This window comes from Nocardia sp. NPDC052254 (assembly GCF_040679495.1).
GTDB lineage: Bacteria > Actinomycetota > Actinomycetes > Mycobacteriales > Mycobacteriaceae > Nocardia.
Map to the genome: position 1 here is coordinate 33,888 of NZ_JBFAUW010000005.1, position 17,507 is coordinate 51,394.

A 17,507-nucleotide genomic window follows, 5' to 3' on the forward strand; every position below is an offset into this window, starting at 1 on the left:
CTATTTCACGGCGACGGGCAGGGTCTCCCAGCCGCGCACCGTCGAGGTCGACGACAGCGTGACGGCATCCCAGTCGACATCCCAGCGCGGGAACTGTCGCACCAGCTCCTCCAGCGCGACCCGGCCCTCGAGCCTGGCCAGGGCGGCACCGAGGCAGAAGTGGGTGCCGTAACCGAAGGTGCGCAGGTTGCTGATCTTGCGGTGGATGTCGAAGCGGTCGGCGTCGGCCCCCCAGCGGTCCTGGTCACGGTTGGCCGAGGCGATCAGGAGCATCATGGCGCTGCCGGCGGGCACGGTGGTGCCGTACAGCTCCACATCGGTCGTCACATACCGGGCGATCGCGTGGCCGGTGGGCTCGAGGCGCAGGGCCTCCTCGACCGCGTTCGGGATCAGTTTGGGATTCTCGACGAGTTCGGCGCGCTGTTCGGGATTGCGTGCCAGCAGCGATCCCATCCAGCCGATCAACCGGGCCGTGGTCTCGGCGCCCGCACCGGCGACGACGGAGACATAGGTCAGAATCTCCTCGCGTCGCAATGTCCGGGTCACTCCCTCGGTGTCGACGAACTCCGCGTTCATCAGTTCGGTCATGAGATCGTCGGAAGGGTTGTCGGCGCGCCAGTCGATGTACTGCGCGAACTGCTCGGCATGCGGAATCGCCTTGTCCGACACCTCCATCTGCTGCCCCGGTTCGGTGCGCAGGGTGTCGTCGGCGCTGTCCCGCACGGACTGCTGATCGGACTCCGGAATGCCGAGCAACATGCCGATGACACGCATGGGTACCTCGTTGGCGAACGCGGTCATCAGATCGAACCGATCATGATTGGCGGCCTGCTCCAGGTATTTGCGGCACAGGTCCCGGATCTGCGGCTCGAGCGACATCACGCGACGGGGGGTGAACACCCGCTTGAGCAGTGCGCGATGAATGTCGTGGGCCGGCGGATCCTCCATGAGCAGCGTGCCCGGCGGGATCTCGATATTCGCCTTGATGATCTCCAGAATCGGCCCACGTGAGGAGGAGTACGTCTCCCAGTCCTGCAGCGCGCGATCGATGTCTTCCGCGCGGCTGAGCGCGTAGAAATCATGCTTCTCGTTGTAGTAGAGCGGCGCTTCGTTTCGAAGACGCGCGTAGACGGGGTACGGATCACCCGCGATGTCACGGTCGAACGGGTCCCAGTAGACCGCGTCGGCGTCGGGCGACGGAGCTGTGTCGAGGGCGGCGGCAGGGCCGGGTGACGTATCAGGCATATCGATATTCTCGCATAACGAGAATGACAATTACACACCCGAGAATGTTCGTATCGCGGGATGCTTCGCGACCGGCACCGGTCAGGACTCGTCCGGGCCCGCACCCCCGTCCGTGAGGAATCCACGCACCGCCACGACCCGGCGACCACGCACCTCGAGTTCCGCGATTCCCCGCGCATCGGGTGTCCGCACGCTGACCGTGACGAACCGACCGGCCGCGATCGACTTGCCGACCTCCAGTCCGCGCACCCGATTCACGAATTCGGCATGCCCGACCGGCTCACCGGCGGGCCACCGCACCTCCGCATCCGGACTCAGAATCGCACGCACACCCGACACGTCTCCGCCCGCGGCCGCCTGCAGCAGTCCGATCGCCGCGCGCTTGCCCGCCGCACCGACTCGGACGAATCCGCGCGCGAAACCCAGCGCCCCGCCGACCCCTTGATTACCGAGCAGCTGCGGGGTCAGCTTCGCCCCCGCGCCGAGGCCGCGCGCGCCGGCGGTGAGCAGCTGGCCGACCATCAGCGGCAACTCCCAATGGGCGTACAGGCGGGCGATCCGCCAGTCCCCGTCGACCCGCTCCAGGTCGTAACGCAGATGCATGGGCACCCGCAGTGTGACGCCCGTGGACATGGTGGTCGCGATGGACAGATCGCGGTAGACCGTGGATCCGCACACCACATCGTGCTCGACACTGAAGGCGATCCCGTTCGGGCCGATGAACGTGTCATAGAACCGCCCGATCGCCGCCCGCCCGCTGTGCGGCCGCGAACCGACCGGATCCTCGACCCGGCCGTCCGGAGCGAACAACCCCACCCACGCATCACGGTCGTGCACCGCGACCGCCTGCGGCGATCGTTCCACCGTGGCGAGCAGTTCGGCCGACGACACGTTCCCGGACATGTTTCCTCCTGGACCTCTGGACTACCCCTAATCTATAACCTGTTCCAGTTTTGCGCGGGCATCCCGCCAGGATGAGACGACACTCAGCGCGGCGCCGGGCATTCGTCCGGGGCGGGGACGGCGCGCAGCCGTTGATCCAGCCAGTCCATCGAGCCGAGGAATCCGGCCATCATCGCGATGGAGTGTTCCCCCGGCACATCCCGCAGCACCGCCGGCACACCCCGCGCACACTGACCGCCGAACAGGTCGCGGGAGTCGCCGCCGGGAATCCAGATGTCGAGCCCACCGTGGTAGATGTACAGTGGCGCAGCGGATTTCCGGTCGCGCAGATCGGCGGCATCGAAGATCTCGTTCGCCGTCGCGGTGTCGAGCGGGTGCGCGGTCTCGGTCGTGACCTCGATCGGCACACCCGTCACCCCGAGGGGCCCATTGCTCTCACCGCAGGTGTTCTTCACCGGCGAGGTGGCCAGCCAGCGGCCCAGATTGTTCATCTGCCCGAGCAATTGCGGATGTTCGCGGGCGAAGGCCAGCGCCACGATCATCATGATCCCGGAGGCGATATTGCCGTCGAAGCGGTGGGCGACCTCCCGGTAATCGGTGACCAGACCACCCACCGACACCCCGGCCAGCACCCCCGCCAGCTCCGGCGCGTACTCATCGAGCAGCATGGCCGCCGAGTAGGCGGCGATGGCGCCACCGGAATACCCGCCGATCGCGAATCGACTGTCCCCCAGCGTCTTCGGCTCCACCGCGCGGACCGCGCGAATCGCGTCGAGCAGCACGTGACCGGCGACGTGCGGTTCGGCGTAGGACATCCACGGACCTTCGTGATCGGGGACGAGCACCCCGTAACCGTGCGCCAGCGCCCAGGCCGTGGTGGGCGGAAGGAGGTCTCCCGCACTGAATTTCGGATGCAGGCCGTGTGCGAGCGCATAGCCCGGGGTGCAGCGCGATCCCAGGGAGTTGATCGGGATCGCGTTCACCAGCACCGGGCGCGAGCCGGGTCCGGTCCACGTCGCCGCGGGCTCGAGCAAGGTCGCGGTACCGAACGAGGGCGAGCCCGTCGCACCCGTGGAACGGAACTTCAGCTGTAGTGCGCGGGCGATCGGCACCACAGCCAGCGGTGCGGCCGTCGCGGTCACATCGCGCACCTGAATCGGATCACCGGGAGGCAGAGTCCGCAGACCAGCGGGCCACTCGTCGAATAGCGGATCTCCGGCGGGCGGCGACAGCGTGGCGCGCCACAGCGCCGCGAGATCGGGCGCCAGTTCGGTATTCGGCGGCGCCGGTGCGGGCGGCACGGCCGGCGGCGGGATCGCGTGATCGATCCACCGCTGCCATTCGGCGGTGCCGCCCGGCGCATCGTTGTCGGCGCGCCCGGCCGGCGGCTGCGACAGCGTCAGCCCGAGCAGTGCGGCGAGTGTCAGGGAGACCAGCATCAGCGACCGGGCCGGTGTCACGGCAACCTCCACAGCAGATCAACGAGTGGGGCACCGAAATCCACTGCGCCCCTTGCGGAACGACGGTTCCGAAGCACGCTCACCCTACGATCGCCGGTCGCCGCGGCGAACCGTTCCCGGCGCGATTGCCCAGACCTCACCAACTCCGGCCACCGAAGTCGGTAAGTGACACAACGAACATCGACAACAGAACGGCCGTCCAACAATATGCATGATGCACTAAATGTGTACTATACAAAAGTCGACCCGTGGACATCCGAGGGAGCAAGGGCGTGGAGAAAGCACGATCCGCTGGAAAATCCGGCGGCATCCTGGGGGTACTGGCCTTCGCCGGTATCGTCGCGTCACTGACGCAGACGCTGGTGGTGCCGCTGCTCGGCCAGTTACCGCAGCTGCTGCACACCGGTGCGGCCAATGCCACCTGGGTGGTCACGGCGAGCCTGCTCGCCGCCGCGGTGACCACGCCGGTATCGGGCCGGCTGGGCGATCTCTACGGTAAGCGCCTGGTGCTGCTCGCCTCGACCGTGCCGCTGCTGGCCGGATCGATCATCTGCGCGGTGTCGTCATCGCTGTGGCCGATGATCATCGGGCGCGGATTGCAGGGGATGAGCGCGGGCATCGTGCCCGTCGGCATCGCCGCACTGCGCGATCTGCTGCCCCGGGAGCGGCTCGGCTCCGGTATCGCATTGATCAGTTCATCGCTCGGTATCGGCGGCGCACTGGGTCTGCCGTTGGCCGCCGCGGTCATCCAGTACTCCAGCTGGCGCGCGCTGTTCTGGGGTATGGCGGTACTGGCGGTCGTGGTCGCCGGGCTGATCTTCGCGCTCATACCCGCGACACCGGCCAGTGGCTCCACCGGACGCTTCGATGTGCTCGGTGCACTCGGGCTGGGCGCCGGGCTGGTCTGCTTACTACTTGCGGTCTCCAAGGGTTCGAGCTGGGGCTGGGGCAGCGGTCTGACCATCGGGCTGTTCGTCGCCGCGGCCGTGGTGCTGCTGCTGTGGGGCTGGTGGGAACTGGCCACCCGCAACCCGCTGGTCGATCTGCGGGTCACCGCGCGGCCACAGGTCCTGCTGACCAATGGCGCCTCGATGGTCGTCGGCATGGCGATGTACGCGCAGTCGCTGGTGGTGCCGCAGCTGTTGCAGTTGCCGAAGTCCACCGGTTACGGCCTGGGCCAATCGATGATGGCGATGGGGTTGTGGATGGCCCCGGCCGGCCTGATGATGATGCTGGTCTCCCCCGTCGGCGCCCGGCTCTCGGCCCGCAGCGGCCCGAAGATCACCCTGATCACCGGCTGCGTCATCATCGCCGCGGGCTACGGCTCCTCACTGGTCCTGATGGGCACCACCTGGGGCCTGCTGATCGTCACCCTGATCATCAACACCGGTGTCGGTTTCGCCTACGGCGCCATGCCCGCGCTGGTGATGTCAGCGGTGCCGCAGTCCGAAACCGCCGCCGCCAACAGCTTCAACACGCTGATGCGCTCGATCGGCACCTCGGTCGCCGCGGCCGTGGTCGGCGCGGTGCTGGCCCAGATGACCATCTCGCTGGGCGGACACGCCATCGCCAGCGAGAACGGTTTCCGGATCTCGCTGCTGATCGGCTGCGGTGTAGCGGTCGCCGGCGCGGTGGTCGCGTCGTTCATCCCGGCCATGCGGCCCGCAGCCGCTCCCGCCGTGGTCGCCGCCGATTCCGGGGCGGCCGCCGCCCCGGTACCTCCGGTCGTGGACACCGGCAGTGCCCCCGCGGCTTCCGAATTCGCCGCCACGGCCGAACCCGACCGGCAGCCGGCGACCTCCGGTCCGGTGGCGTTCGGCCGTGTGCGCGACACCCGCGGCACAGCTCTGGCCGGCGCGGTCCTGACCCTGATCTCGACCTCGGGCCGCCAGATCGACCGGACGGTGTCGGCCGGCGACGGATACTTCGAACTGACGGCTCCCGAACCCGGCTCCTACGTACTCATCGCCTCCACCGACGGCCGCCGCCCGGACGCGTCCACGGTGACGCTGGGATCGATGCCGATGCCGTGCGAGGTCGCGCTCACCGCTATGGCCGGCCTGACCGGAACGGTCACCCGCGACGACGACGGCGCGCCGGTCCCCGCCGCCCGCGTCTCGGCACTCGACGTCCGCGGTGAGGTGCTCGCCTCCGCGGCCACCGACAGCGCCGGCGACTTCGGCCTGCCCGAACTGCCCGAGGGCGATGTGACGGTCGCGGTCAGCGCCGCCGGTTTCCATCCGAGTGCGGTCTCGGTGCGCGCCACCGACACCGCGCTCGCCCGGATCGAGATCGTGCTCCGCCCCAGCGCCCGGGTGCGCGGCGTGGTCCGCGGCACCGACGGCAGCCCGCTGCCCGAAGCCCGGGTCACCCTCACCGACTGGGTGGGCAATGTGGTCGACTCGCTGATCACCGGCCCGGACGGCAGCTACACCTTCGCCGACCTGGACGAAGGCACCTACACCCTGGTCGCCTCCGGCTACGCGCCGGTGCACAGCTCGGTGGTCGTGCGCGATCAGGGCCGGGATCTGGATATCGAACTGGGACACGGCGTTACGGCCGCCGTATCGGCGCAGCTGCCGGTCGCCGCCCGGCACGCCGCCGAGAACTAGTCCGGCCACGAACAGACGACCCCGCCACCCGGACCCATCGGGTGGCGGGGTCGTTCGCCCACCGGCTCAGGGCTTGTGGGCCACCACCGCGAACATCGTCACCGAGAAGTGGTAGTCACCCGCCGCGACACCTCGATCGATATCGGCGATCAGCGCATCGCGCTGCGCCTCGGTGATGATCCCTTCCGCCACACCGCGTTCGGTGATCATGGTGTACATCGGCAGCACCATGTCCGGTTCCCAGATCACCGCCTCGGACCCGATGTCGTCGACGACGAATCCGGCCCCGGCCAGCAATCCGCGTAACTGCCTGCCGGAGTTGCGATTCGGACTGGTCGACGCCATCCGCTGGGTCAGCTTCCCGATGATCTCCGGGTCGCCGGGATGGTAGACCGCGGTCGCCCAGTCGCTGTCGATCAGCACCACCCGCCCACCGGGACGCAGCACCCGTGCGATCTCCGCGGTCGCCTTCGCCGGATCGTCCAGGTGCTGGTACACCCGCTCGCAGCGGACCGCGTCGACCGAGGCGTCCGGCAGTGGCAGCGCGTAGGCCGAGCCCTCGACGAATTCGGTCTTCACCTCACCCGCCCGCTCCTGCGCCAGGCTCAGCATCGCCGGATTCGGATCCACGCCGACGGCGCGGCCCCGCTCACCCACCAGCCGCGCGAGTTCGACGACCTCGCTACCGGTCCCGGAACCCAGATCGAGCGCGGTGTCACCGGGCAGCACGGCCAGTGCGTCCCGGGCCCACTGCCGCATCCGCACGACACCCGGTAACCGCGCTTGATCGTCGAGAACTCCGACGATGAGGTCCTGTTCGGGGTGATGGACCTGGTCGATGTGAAAGGAGGGAACACCATGTTCTTCGCTCACCCCGCCCAGTATGCCCGGCGATTGCGCGAACTCACTCGAACAGCAGACGGCGGGCTCGCCGCAGGACCTCGTCACGACTCTGCCCGGGATGATCGGCCTTGATCAGGCGGTTGGCGATGACCACCGAGAACGCCAGCAGCGCAACGGCTTCGACATCCTCGGGGTCGACCCCGGAGCTCTCCAGCAGACCGCGCAGATAGTCCATCCGGGCGTTGTCCACCTCGCGCAGCCGCTGCGCCACGGCGAGATCGCGGCGCGCCCAGGCCCGGATCGCGAGATCCAGCGGGGTCAGATCCTCGGCGAAGGTCAGCATTCCGGCTCGCCGCATCTTGTCCCGCGGATCCCCGCCCTCGCGCTCGACCTGCTGGAGAACGTCGTCGACGGCACGGCGCTCCCAGTCGCCGAGCATCGCCTCGAGCAGTTCGTCGCGAGAACGGAACTGGCGGTAGAACCCACCCCGGGTGACCCCCAGCCGGGATGCCAGCGCCTCCACCCGCACCGCGTCGGGTCCGTGTTCGGCGAGTACGGCCAGCCCGGCGTCGATCCACGCCTGCCGCGGGGTGCGCACGGGTGGTGCCATCACCTTCTCCTTGTCGACCGGCTCGTCTGCGCCCTTGATTAGATCACCCCTCAATAGATACAGTACTGTTCTGTATCTATTGAGCAGAAACCGGAAGGTTCTCGCCATGTCAGTAGTCACTTCCCCGGTCGTCCGGCAGCAGGGAATCTCCGACGACCTCCTCGCACTCAGCACACTCACCGACGTCGTCTACATCGACTGCCACGTCCTCGAGACTCCCGTCGCCACCACGCGCACCGCCGAGCAGTGGGCACGCGCGATCATGGAAGAGGTCCCCGAGGCCGTCCGCGCAACGCTCACCGCCGCCTGGGCAGGTATCGGGCTCGACCTGACCCCCGGTGCACCCGGCACCGTCGCGGGCTGGCGGATCACCATCGCCGCACCGGAATGCGTTGTGCTGCGCGCCGATTCCGGACTGGACTTCCACGGTGAACTCGTGGTCGAGGTCGGCGACGGCACGGTGCGGATCGCCACCTTCGTCGCGATGCGGGGCACCCGTGCGCCCGATGCGTGGTTCCCCGTGGTGCCCGGACATCTCGCCTTCGTTCGATCGCTGCTCGAACGCGCCGGCCGGAGCGCCGGTTGCGGACCGTTCCGGCCTGCGGGAAGGTCACTGTCGCCCGAGGACCCCGAATAGGTAGGTTCGCCTGCGAGGTGCGGTGCTCGCCGTCCGGGCGGCACCGATCCTCGGAGGAGGTTGTATGTCCGATCCGTCACCGGCTGCCGCCGATATCGCGGAACTGGCCGGACGGCTGGCCCGCTGGGAAGCCGTCGAGGAGATCAAGGCGCTCAAACACCGGTACTTCCGGGCCTGTGATGCCAAGGACCCCGGCGGGTTTCGCGATTGCTTCATCGCCGGCGCACGCGTGGACTACGGCGATCTGGGCAGCACCGACGCCGAAGGGATGGCCGCGGTCTTCGAATCCATCGCGCTGCAACAGGTCGAGGGCCGCGACGTGATTCTCGATATGCATCACGGCATGCACGCCACCATCGACGTGCACGACGAGAGCACCGCCACCGGGCGGTGGACCCTGCGATTCCGGCAGGTGAACCTGATCGACAACACCGAAACCGTCACCAGCGGTGAGTACGACGACGACTATCTGCGCCGCGACGGGCAGTGGAAGATGTCCGCGTGCCGCTTCCGCCGCAACTGGTCGATCACCCGGCCGATCGACGCCGACTGCCGGATCACCCGGTAGCCGGCGCTGTGCAGCGTCTCGGCCGACCGGCTCAGCGCAGCGCGGGGATCACGGCACGCTCGAACAGCTCCACACCCGAGGTGTCGTAGGCGGATTCCGGGAAGTTGTGGATCGCGTAGCCGAGGCCGAGATCGCGGATCCGCGTGAGATTTTCGACGATCCGCTCGGGTGTGCCGACGGCCGGGGAGTCGGCGAACCAGGTGGCCAGCTGCGCCTCGGCGGCTTCGGCGCCCAGCACCGGCGCCAGCCGGGCCGCCAGCGCGGCGATCCGGTCGCCGACCTCGGCCTCGGTCGCACCGACCAGGGTGTTGAAGTTGGCGCTGCGCGTGATCGCCTCGAAATCCGAGCCCACGTCGGCGCAGTGCGCGCGCAGCAGTTCGGACTTGTGCGCGAAGGTCTCCGGATCACCCGAGAAGTTGGTGTACTGCGCGTATTTCGCGGCGATCCGCAGGGTGACCTTCTCGCCGCCACCGGCGACCCAGATCGGAATCCCGCCCTCCTGCAACGGCAGCGGGCGCACGATCGCCCCGTCGACCCGATAGTGCGCACCGGCCAGCGTCGCGGTACCGGTGGTCCACGCCTGGCGCAGGATCTGCACCCCTTCGTCCAGCTTCGCCAATCGTTGTCCGGCAGTGGGGAATCCGTATCCGTAGGCACGCCATTCGTGCTCGTACCAGCCGGCGCCGATGCCCATCTCGGCGCGACCGCCGGAAATCAGGTCCACGGTGGCGGCGATCTTCGCCAGATGGGCCGGATTGCGGTAGGCGATCGCGGTGCACATCTGGCCGAGCCGGATGCGCTCGGTGCTGGCCGCGAAGGCCGACATCAGCGTCCACGCCTCGTGCGTCGCCTCCTCGGTGGGCACCGGCACGGTGTGGAAGTGGTCGTAGACCCACAGCGACTCCCACACCCCGGCATCATCGGCGCGGCGGGCGAGGTCCCGCATCACCGGCCACTGCCGCGCCGGATCGATGCCGACCAGGTCCAGCCGCCAGCCCTGGGGAACGAAGATGCCGAAACGCACGGTGCGCCTCCTCGGTGAGAGAACAGGATTCGGCTGTCACTCTTCCGATTCACCCGGGCGCGGGCAAGGTTTCCGCGCTGCGCGCGTCCAATCGCATCCGCCGCCCGGATCTCGTCTCAGACTCCGACGTCGGCCGGCTCGGAGTCCGCCCCGTCCCAGACTCCGGACCGTTCCAGGTGCGCGATCAGGCGCCGGCCCGCGTCCTCGTACAGGCGCCGGCTCTCGGCGGCCACCAGCTCACTGTCGCCCTTGCGCAGTGCGGCGACCAGCCGTCGGTGGCAGTCGATCGCGAACTCGGCCCAGTCCGGATCGGCCGCGTACAGGCGATAGGGCGCGTACCAGCCCATCTTCCATTGGAACGAGGCCAGCCGCGGCGAACCGGCTGCCCGGTTGAGGGTGCGATGGAATTCGAACTCGCATTCGGCGATCGCATCGACATCACCGTCGGCGACGGCACCCGCCAGTCGTCGCACACTGTCGTCGAGAAGTTCGAAACCGGCGGGGTCGATCTGCTGCGCCGCCCGCTGGGCCAGCCGGTTGCCCAGCTGAGCCTGCACCCAGAAGATGTCGGCGATATCGTCGCGGCTCAACCGGACGACGGCGAATCCGCGCCGCGGCAGCACCCGCACGACCCCCTCCCCGGCCAGGGTGAGCAGGGCCTCGCGCACCGGCGTCACACTGACGTCCAATTTCTCCGCGACCTCGTCCAGCCGGATGAACTCATCGGGCTTGATCACACCCGACATGATCCAGTTGCGAATATGGTGTGCGATCTGTTGCGGTAACGGCAGCTTCCGTCCCGAGAGACCGGGACCCGTTCGTACTGCCACGAAAACCCTTCTTCCGCCGTGACCGATCGTGCAGACCACGCGGCGCACTACCGAAAGAAGAGAATATCAACACCGGCGCAGCTGGCAGCCGGTTTGCGGGGTCACTTCCCGAGATACGCGACGATGCCGCCGATGAGCGCCTCGAGCGCGTCGTCGAGATCGCCGTAGGTGCCCAGCGTTCGTTCCGAGGTGATGCCGCGCATGGCCGCGGGGATCAGGGCCGCCACCCGGCGCACCTTCACCGGTTCCAGTCCCAGATCGGCGAATGCCCGTTCGCAGGCCTGATCCCAATTCGGTTTCCACGACGCCAATTCCGCGGCGGTGCGGGGGTACTCCCGCTCGAGTTCGGCGTGATCGCGCGGCAGTGCCGCGCGCAGGGTTTCGATCGCCAGCGATTCCGGCCGGCGTAGCCCCACCGCCATCGTGCGGATCAGCGCATCGACCCGTTCGTGCAGTGTGCCATCGGGTTTGATGCCGGCGGGCAGGTCGCCGCGCTTGTCCGCGGTATGGCGCAGCACCGCGGCCCACAGTCCATCGATATCACCGAACTGATACTTGACCACCCCCCAGGTCGCGCCGATATCGCGGGCGATGCGGTTACCCGAGACCGCCGCGCGATCCCCCGTCGCCAACGAGGCGATCGCCGCCTCGAGCATGCTCTCCCGGGATTGGATACCGCGCCGGTTCGCCCGCCGTCCACCTACCGCCGCGTCCGTCACGACGCCGATTGTAATGGGCCCGACCTGCGATATCCAGTTTCACACAACCCTCTTGTATTCTTTCGAAGAGGGTTCTACGGTTATGGGCGCCGCAGGTGATCGGCGCCACCGACGCCGGGCGTCCCACGCGGCCCGAGCGCCTCGTTTGCCGGAAGGATCTGCAGATGGCACCACCACCCCTGTCGATGGAACCGACGGGCTGGTTCCAAGTCGCCTGGTGCACCGAGATCGCGGTCGGTGCCGTGCACAAGATGAAATACTTCGGCCGGGAGATGGTCGCCTGGCGCTCGGCGTCGGGCGAGTTGTCGGTCTTCGACGCCTACTGTGAGCACCTGGGCGCCCACCTCGGCTACGGCGGCCGCGTCGAGGGCGAGAATCTGGTGTGCCCATTCCACGGCTGGGAGTGGAATCGCGAGGGCCGCAATGTGTGCATCCCGTACGAGACCCACCCCAACAAGGGCCGCCGCATCCGCAGCTATCCGGTCGTCGAACGCAACGAAGCGGTCTGGATCTGGTACGACATCGACGGCCGCGCACCGTATTTCGAGGTGCCGGACCTGTTCACGGCCTTCGGTGACGACCGGACCGCCGCCGACTACTATCCGCCGGTCCCCGCGGCCACCATCTACCGGCCCGGGCTCGAGATGCATCCGCAGTACGTCATGGAGAACGGCGTCGACTTCGCGCACTTCACGACCGTGCACGGGACGCCGTTCGTCCCGGAGTTCACCCGGCACGACTTCTCCGGCCCGGTGTCCCACGTCGATTTCACCATCGCCTTCGACGAGAACGTGGCCGAGGATCAGATCAGCAGCGGTGTGGAATCCATCAACGCCGGGCTCGGCTGTTCGATCACCAAGAGCTGGGGCATGGTCGACAACCGCACCATGCCCGCCGTGACACCGGTGGACGAGCGCACCTCCGATGTGCGGTTCACCGTATGGATCGGCCGCAAACCCGGTGACGACTCCCCCGAACTCACCCGGTACGGAAAGACCATGGCCGACTTCGTGATCGAGCAGTTCGAGGCCGATATCGAGATCTGGTCGCATCAGCGCTACTCCGATCCGCCCGCGTTGTCGCGCAAGGAATTCCAGGGTTTCACCGCCCTGCGGACCTGGGCGCGGCAGTTCTATCCCGACGGCGGCCCCGCGGGCGCCGATCCGCGCCATCCGCACACCGGCGCCGTGCGGCCCGCGGCTCGTGCCGACCGTTGAGCGCACCGTCCCCGCTTCCGCAGCTACCGAAAGGCCCCCGATGACCACCTCCGACAAGATCCGGGTATTCCAGGTCGCGACCGGCAATCTGGGCACCGAGATGATCGGCCGCATCCGCGATCACCCCGACCTCGAACTGGCCGGCCTGCACTGCTACACCCCGGACAAGATCGGCCGCGACGCCGGCGAGATCGTCGGCATCGGCCCGATCGGCGTGACCGCGACCGGAACCGTCGCCGAGATCATCGCCGCCCGGCCCGATGTCCTCACCTTCCATGGCGTCTTCCCGGACGAGGACCTCTACGTGAAGGTGCTCGAAGCCGGTATCGACGTGGTGACCACCGCCGACTGGATCACCGGCTACCACCGCGACACCAACCACCCGCACCCGTCCGGGCGCAAGGTCAGCGATGTCATCCAATCCGCCTGTGAGCGTGGTGGTTCCACGTTCTACGGCACCGGCATGAACCCGGGCCTGTGCCAGATCCTCGGCATCGTGCACACCGCCGACGTGGCCGATATCGAGAATGTGACGGTCACCGAATCGGTCGACGTGTCCTGCCATCATTCCGTGGACACCTGGAAGGCGGTCGGCTACGGCCGCCCGATCGACGATCCCACCATCCCGGACTCGCTGCACAAATACACCGCGGTGTTCGCCGACTCGGTCCACCTCATGGCCGATGCCTTCGGCCTCGAACTCGACGAGGTCACCTTCAGCTACGAACTCGGCGCGTGCACCAAGGATGTCGATCTGGGCTGGTACTTCCTGCCCAAGGGTTCACTGGGCGCCAACTACATCAAGTACCAGGGCATGGTCGACGGTGTGGCGCGGGTGGAGTCGCACCTGGAATGGCAGATGACCCCGCACACCGACCCGGCGTGGAACATCAAGGGCTGCTACATCACTCAGGTCACCGGCGATCCCAGCATCTACAGCAAGCACATGATCTTCCCGCGCAAGGGATTCGACCTGTCCGACCCGGCGAACTTCGCCTCCATCGGCATGACGGTGACCGGCCTGCCCGCCCTCAACGCCATCACCTCCGTCGTCGCGGCCCGCCCCGGCATCATCACCAGCGCCGACCTGCCGCTGCGCAGTTTCGCGGGCCGCTTCAACCTCTGAGCCGACGGCCGGGTCAGCGCCGCAGCCAGCCGGCGACGAGTTCGGTCACCATCGCCGCGCCTCGATCGCTGAGATGGATGTGATCGACGAACAGTTCGAGCCCGTGGCTGCGCGCGACCGTGTCCCAATCACGTCGGAACAGATGGTGAGCGGTGGCCGCGCGACAGGCGAGCAGGCCCTCGGCCGCCTTGCCCCCGGCGCGAATCCCGAAGCGGCCGCCGCGCTGCTCATCGGCGGATGTTTCCACGAGGCATTTCTGCGCTACTACGCCGCGGGTGCCGACGCCGAGGTGGCACCGCGCGGTCACGCCGAGATGCTCGCCCGAGCCGCGGTCGCGCCGCTGCTCGGCAGCTGAAACCCGGTCTACGGGGTCACGATGGCGAAGTCGGGGTCCGGGTTGTCGAGATATCCGACCAATTCGGCCAGCACCGCGGGATTACCCGAGACCGAGATCTCGCCGTCGCCGATCATCTGCTGAATATCCTTGCCGCCCAGCAGCGCAACGTGCAGGGCGGCGCCGGAGAGGGTGAAGGTCGCGTCGGCGGCGGGGACCTCACCCTCGACGTCGAAGTGCACGAGGACGCCGTTGCGCAGGTGGACGCGGTGCACGAGGTTCTCGTCGGTGACCCGCCAATCGATGGTGATGTCGGCCGACCACGACTTGGGCCCGTCCACCCGCAGCGCGACCGCGTCGAACAACTGCTCCACACTCAGCGCGGCCGCGATGTCGGGCGCGGCGGCAACCGTCGGCGTGCCCACCGAACCGTTGCGCAGTTCGTAGGCACCCATCAGGAAGAAGTTGCGCCAGGTCCCGTTCTCCGATCCGTAGCCGAGCTGTTCGAGGGTGTCGGCCTGAAGTGCGCGTGCCTCGGCGTGCTCGGGCTCGGCGAAGATCACATAGTTGAGAACCTGTGCCACCCAGCGGAAATCGCCCGCGGCGAAAGAATCCCGGGCCTTGGCCACCACCGCGTCGGCGCCGCCCATGAACTCCAGGTGCCGCTTCGCCGATTCGGTCGGCGGATGCTGCCACAGGGTGGCCGGATTGCCGTCGAACCAGCCCATGTACCGCTGATAGATGGCCTTCACATTGTGGCTGACCGAACCGTAGTAGCCGTGCGTATTCCAGGCCGCTTCCAAAGCCGGTGGCAGCGTGATGGATTCGGCGATCTCCACTCCGGTCGCACCCTTGTTCAGCGCGCGCAGCGTCTGATCGTGCAGGTAGCCATACAGATCACGTTGCTGGGCAAGGAATTCCGTCAGTCGATCGGTTCCCCAGGTCGGCCAGTGGTGCGAGGCGAACAGCACATCCGACCGGCCGGCGAACCGGTTGATCGCCTCGGTCAGATATTTCGACCAGATGTGCGGATCGCGCACCAGCGCCCCGCGCAGCGTCAGCAGATTGTGCAGGGTGTGGGTCGCGTTCTCGGCCATGCACAGCGCGCGGCGTTCCGGGAAGTGGAAATTCATCTCCGAGGGCGCCTCGGTGCCCGGTGTCATCTGGAAATCGATGCGGACCCCGTCGACCACCTCGCTCTGACCGGTGTGGGTGATGTCCAGCGTCGGGGTGATCAGCGTCGGGGTGCCCGTGGATGTGGTCTGGCCCAGCCCGGCACCCACCGCGCCTCGCGGGCCGCGCGGTAGCGCCGCGCCGTACATGTAGGCCGCGCGCCGGCCCATCGCGGTTCCGGCGTAGACGTTCTCCTCCACCGCGTGCTCCACGAAACCCACCGGGGCCAGAATCGGGACCTTGCCGGCCGCGACCTCCTCGGCCGTGGTCACACCCTTCACACCACCGAAATGGTCGATGTGCGAATGGGTGTAGATCACCGCCGTCACCGGCCGGTCACCACGGTGCGCGCGATACAACGCGAGCCCGGCCGCGGCGGTCTCCGCCGAGATCAGCGGATCGATCACGATCACTCCGACATCACCTTCGACCAACGTCATATTCGACAGATCCAGCCCGCGAATCTGATAGATCCCCTCGGTGACCTCGAACAAGCCCTGGATCGCGCACAACCTCGACTGCCGCCACAGGCTCGGGTGCACGGTGGCCGGGCAGTCATCGTCCAGAAACGCGTACCCGTCGCTGTCCCACACCACATCGCCGGCCGAATTCTTCACCACGCCCGGTTCGAGCGCGGCGACGAAACCTCGCCGGGCATCGTCGAAATCCTGGTCGTCACCGAACGGGAGTGACTGCACCGCACCCTTGTTCTGCGATTCGATCGGTCCCGAAACCTCGCTGACACCAGTCATTGCGCACTCCTTCGAGCCGTCGCCGGATGGATGTGGTCAGTCGCGTCTCACGCTTCCGGGGACCCGCGGTACGGGCTTCACCCGGCGCGGGTGAATTTCCGGAAACTGTTTCCAACCTGGGGAACCCTCGATAATGGACAGGTCGGACGGACAACCGTGAACCGACGAGAGCGGGCCGCCGGTTCGCGACAGTCGCCGCTCGTGGAGGTGCCGGTGGCAGTGGACGTACCGCGCTCGACCGATCGGAGGCAGCGATGAGCCCGACCGATCATTATTGGGTCGTTCCGGAATTCCACCTTCCCGGCTATGCGTCGAAGACTCTGAAGAAAGCGGTCGCGACGACCCGTTCCGCCATTCAGGTCAATGTCGACAATCTGGGTGCGGGCACGCCCGCACTGGCCCCGAAGTTCATCCAGATGCTGCGTGAGCACAACCTGATCGACAAGAACAACCACGCCACGTCGATCACGGCTCACAACGACGCCGTCGAATCACTGACCAGCATCAAGACCGAGCTCGACGACAACGACGGCAAAGTCGACAGCTCGACATTCGGGACCTACTCCGCAGCGGGAAAAGCCAACGAGCAGATCAAAGAGGCGATCACCGAACTGCAGGACACCATCTCCGCCGCCACCCGGACCCATGGCCCGAGCGTGCACCGCGATACCGGCGAGCAGTACTGGCCCGAATCGGTGGAGGGACCGCTGCGAACTGCCTGCGCCACCGCGTCCGCCAGCGTGGAGAAGACCATCCAGACCGCACATACCGACATCCGCAAGCACGCCGACCACATCACCGGGTCGCTCCCGAGCAACCCCACCAGCGACGGGTACGGCGGCACCACCGCGCCGCTGACGACACCGTGGCGGGGCCACAACTACGTTCCACCCACCGATGCCGACACCCTGGAGAAGATCAAGGGCTTCGCCACCAACGAACTGGGTGTCAGCGAGGGGCCGAACAACCACGTGAACCGGCCGTACAACATCGACGACGCGTGGTGCTCGTCCTTCGCCACGTGGGTCTGGAAGAAGTCCGGTATCCATGTCGACTGGAAGAACCCGAACCTGGTGTCGAGCGTGTGGTCGGATGCGGTCAACCACAATCCACCGCTGGCCGACAACATTTCCGGCGCCCGCGCCGGCGACCTCGTCATCTTCGGCGGGCAGAACCACATCGGCGTGATCGTCGCCCGCGACGGCAACACCATCACCACCATCGAGGGCAACTCCGGCGACGCGGTCCGCCAGCACACCTACAACCTGTCCGGCAGCAACTTCACCGGTGTCGTCCACCCGCCCGCCGATGCCCGTGTACCGGCCAACGCCTGACCGCATTCCACTGTTCACCGAACGTTCCGTCATGACAGTGCTGGTGTGCACCGGGCCGCCCTAGCTTCTCCGTGTGCGCCGGGTGGAATGTCCGGCCTGCTCGTTCCCTCGGGAACGGCT

Annotated in this window: 16 protein-coding genes and 1 pseudogene; 8 read left to right on the forward strand and 9 right to left on the reverse strand. The window is 67.5% G+C overall.

What is annotated here, in order from left to right:
* From AB0L57_RS14510 to AB0L57_RS14520, 3 genes are all read right to left on the reverse strand, one after another.
* A complete protein-coding gene (locus AB0L57_RS14510; RefSeq protein WP_364961461.1) occupies positions 1-1,245 on the reverse strand; it encodes a cytochrome P450 in 1,245 nt (414 codons plus the stop codon).
* Between the two features lie 81 nt (positions 1,246-1,326).
* Positions 1,327-2,148: a nuclear transport factor 2 family protein gene (locus AB0L57_RS14515; RefSeq protein ID WP_364961463.1), complete on the reverse strand. Its 822-nt coding sequence runs from the start codon at positions 2,146-2,148 to the stop codon at positions 1,327-1,329.
* Between the two features lie 83 nt (positions 2,149-2,231).
* Positions 2,232-3,608, reverse strand: coding sequence for a lipase family protein (locus AB0L57_RS14520; RefSeq protein WP_364961465.1), 1,377 nt, complete (start codon positions 3,606-3,608; stop codon positions 2,232-2,234).
* Between the two features lie 272 nt (positions 3,609-3,880).
* Between AB0L57_RS14520 and AB0L57_RS14525 the strand changes: the two are divergent.
* Together AB0L57_RS14525 and AB0L57_RS14530 are read left to right on the forward strand one after the other, a co-directional pair.
* Positions 3,881-5,230, forward strand: a pseudogene (locus AB0L57_RS14525) (MFS transporter); the annotation flags it as partial.
* A 33-nt stretch (positions 5,231-5,263) separates the two neighbouring features.
* On the forward strand, positions 5,264-6,220 hold the full coding sequence (locus AB0L57_RS14530) for a carboxypeptidase-like regulatory domain-containing protein (protein ID WP_364962388.1): 957 nt from the start codon (positions 5,264-5,266) through the stop codon (positions 6,218-6,220).
* A 66-nt stretch (positions 6,221-6,286) separates the two neighbouring features.
* Here AB0L57_RS14530 and AB0L57_RS14535 read toward each other — a convergent pair whose 3' ends face one another.
* Both AB0L57_RS14535 and AB0L57_RS14540 read right to left on the reverse strand, forming a co-directional pair.
* Positions 6,287-7,093 (reverse strand): methyltransferase domain-containing protein, encoded by an 807-nt coding sequence (locus AB0L57_RS14535; RefSeq protein ID WP_364961467.1) that lies wholly within the window; start codon positions 7,091-7,093, stop codon positions 6,287-6,289.
* A gap of 31 nt (positions 7,094-7,124) precedes the next feature.
* Complete coding sequence (locus tag AB0L57_RS14540; protein ID WP_364961469.1) at positions 7,125-7,673, reverse strand: helix-turn-helix domain-containing protein; 549 nt, start codon at positions 7,671-7,673, stop codon at positions 7,125-7,127.
* A 106-nt stretch (positions 7,674-7,779) separates the two neighbouring features.
* Here AB0L57_RS14540 and AB0L57_RS14545 point away from each other — a divergent pair, with 106 nt between their 5' ends.
* Both AB0L57_RS14545 and AB0L57_RS14550 read left to right on the forward strand, forming a co-directional pair.
* On the forward strand, positions 7,780-8,310 hold the full coding sequence (locus AB0L57_RS14545) for a hypothetical protein (RefSeq protein WP_364961471.1): 531 nt from the start codon (positions 7,780-7,782) through the stop codon (positions 8,308-8,310).
* Between the two features lie 64 nt (positions 8,311-8,374).
* Positions 8,375-8,878, forward strand: a complete 504-nt coding sequence (locus tag AB0L57_RS14550) for a nuclear transport factor 2 family protein (RefSeq protein ID WP_364961473.1) — start codon at positions 8,375-8,377, stop codon at positions 8,876-8,878.
* A gap of 31 nt (positions 8,879-8,909) precedes the next feature.
* Here AB0L57_RS14550 and AB0L57_RS14555 read toward each other — a convergent pair whose 3' ends face one another.
* The 3 genes from AB0L57_RS14555 to AB0L57_RS14565 form a co-directional block, all read right to left on the reverse strand.
* Positions 8,910-9,902 (reverse strand): LLM class F420-dependent oxidoreductase, encoded by a 993-nt coding sequence (locus tag AB0L57_RS14555; protein ID WP_364961475.1) that lies wholly within the window; start codon positions 9,900-9,902, stop codon positions 8,910-8,912.
* A 116-nt stretch (positions 9,903-10,018) separates the two neighbouring features.
* Complete coding sequence (locus AB0L57_RS14560; RefSeq protein ID WP_364961477.1) at positions 10,019-10,732, reverse strand: GntR family transcriptional regulator; 714 nt, start codon at positions 10,730-10,732, stop codon at positions 10,019-10,021.
* 101 nt (positions 10,733-10,833) lie between these two features.
* Positions 10,834-11,451 carry a TetR/AcrR family transcriptional regulator gene (locus AB0L57_RS14565; protein ID WP_364961479.1) on the reverse strand — a complete coding sequence of 206 codons (618 nt, stop codon included), beginning with the start codon at positions 11,449-11,451 and terminating at the stop codon, positions 10,834-10,836.
* A gap of 164 nt (positions 11,452-11,615) precedes the next feature.
* Here AB0L57_RS14565 and AB0L57_RS14570 point away from each other — a divergent pair, with 164 nt between their 5' ends.
* The 3 genes from AB0L57_RS14570 to AB0L57_RS14580 all read left to right on the forward strand — a co-directional run bounded on the left by AB0L57_RS14570 (position 11,616) and on the right by AB0L57_RS14580 (position 14,149).
* Positions 11,616-12,668, forward strand: coding sequence for a Rieske 2Fe-2S domain-containing protein (locus AB0L57_RS14570; protein ID WP_364961481.1), 1,053 nt, complete (start codon positions 11,616-11,618; stop codon positions 12,666-12,668).
* Positions 12,669-12,708: 40 nt separating this feature from the next.
* Positions 12,709-13,794, forward strand: a complete 1,086-nt coding sequence (locus AB0L57_RS14575; protein WP_364961482.1) for a dihydrodipicolinate reductase — start codon at positions 12,709-12,711, stop codon at positions 13,792-13,794.
* Between the two features lie 145 nt (positions 13,795-13,939).
* A complete protein-coding gene (locus AB0L57_RS14580; RefSeq protein ID WP_364961484.1) occupies positions 13,940-14,149 on the forward strand; it encodes a hypothetical protein in 210 nt (69 codons plus the stop codon).
* Between the two features lie 8 nt (positions 14,150-14,157).
* On the opposite strand, the gene AB0L57_RS14585 is transcribed toward AB0L57_RS14580, so the two are convergent.
* Complete coding sequence (locus AB0L57_RS14585; protein WP_364961486.1) at positions 14,158-16,053, reverse strand: alkyl sulfatase dimerization domain-containing protein; 1,896 nt, start codon at positions 16,051-16,053, stop codon at positions 14,158-14,160.
* Between the two features lie 254 nt (positions 16,054-16,307).
* Here AB0L57_RS14585 and AB0L57_RS14590 point away from each other — a divergent pair, with 254 nt between their 5' ends.
* Positions 16,308-17,387, forward strand: coding sequence for a CHAP domain-containing protein (locus AB0L57_RS14590; RefSeq protein ID WP_364961488.1), 1,080 nt, complete (start codon positions 16,308-16,310; stop codon positions 17,385-17,387).
* Positions 17,388-17,507: the final 120 nt, after the last annotated feature.

Excerpts from the sequence above, each read along its gene's own strand:
- AB0L57_RS14510 (WP_364961461.1), bottom strand. The coding sequence starts at position 1,245 with ATGCCTGATACGTCACCCGGCCCTGCCGCCGCCCTCGACACAGCTCCG.
- AB0L57_RS14515 (WP_364961463.1), bottom strand. The coding sequence starts at position 2,148 with ATGTCCGGGAACGTGTCGTCGGCCGAACTGCTCGCCACGGTGGAACGA.
- AB0L57_RS14530 (WP_364962388.1), top strand. The coding sequence starts at position 5,264 with ATGCGGCCCGCAGCCGCTCCCGCCGTGGTCGCCGCCGATTCCGGGGCG.
- AB0L57_RS14540 (WP_364961469.1), bottom strand. The coding sequence starts at position 7,673 with ATGGCACCACCCGTGCGCACCCCGCGGCAGGCGTGGATCGACGCCGGG.
- AB0L57_RS14545 (WP_364961471.1), top strand. The coding sequence starts at position 7,780 with ATGTCAGTAGTCACTTCCCCGGTCGTCCGGCAGCAGGGAATCTCCGAC.
- AB0L57_RS14550 (WP_364961473.1), top strand. The coding sequence starts at position 8,375 with ATGTCCGATCCGTCACCGGCTGCCGCCGATATCGCGGAACTGGCCGGA.
- AB0L57_RS14570 (WP_364961481.1), top strand. The coding sequence starts at position 11,616 with ATGGCACCACCACCCCTGTCGATGGAACCGACGGGCTGGTTCCAAGTC.
- AB0L57_RS14575 (WP_364961482.1), top strand. The coding sequence starts at position 12,709 with ATGACCACCTCCGACAAGATCCGGGTATTCCAGGTCGCGACCGGCAAT.
- AB0L57_RS14585 (WP_364961486.1), bottom strand. The coding sequence starts at position 16,053 with ATGACTGGTGTCAGCGAGGTTTCGGGACCGATCGAATCGCAGAACAAG.
- AB0L57_RS14590 (WP_364961488.1), top strand. The coding sequence starts at position 16,308 with ATGAGCCCGACCGATCATTATTGGGTCGTTCCGGAATTCCACCTTCCC.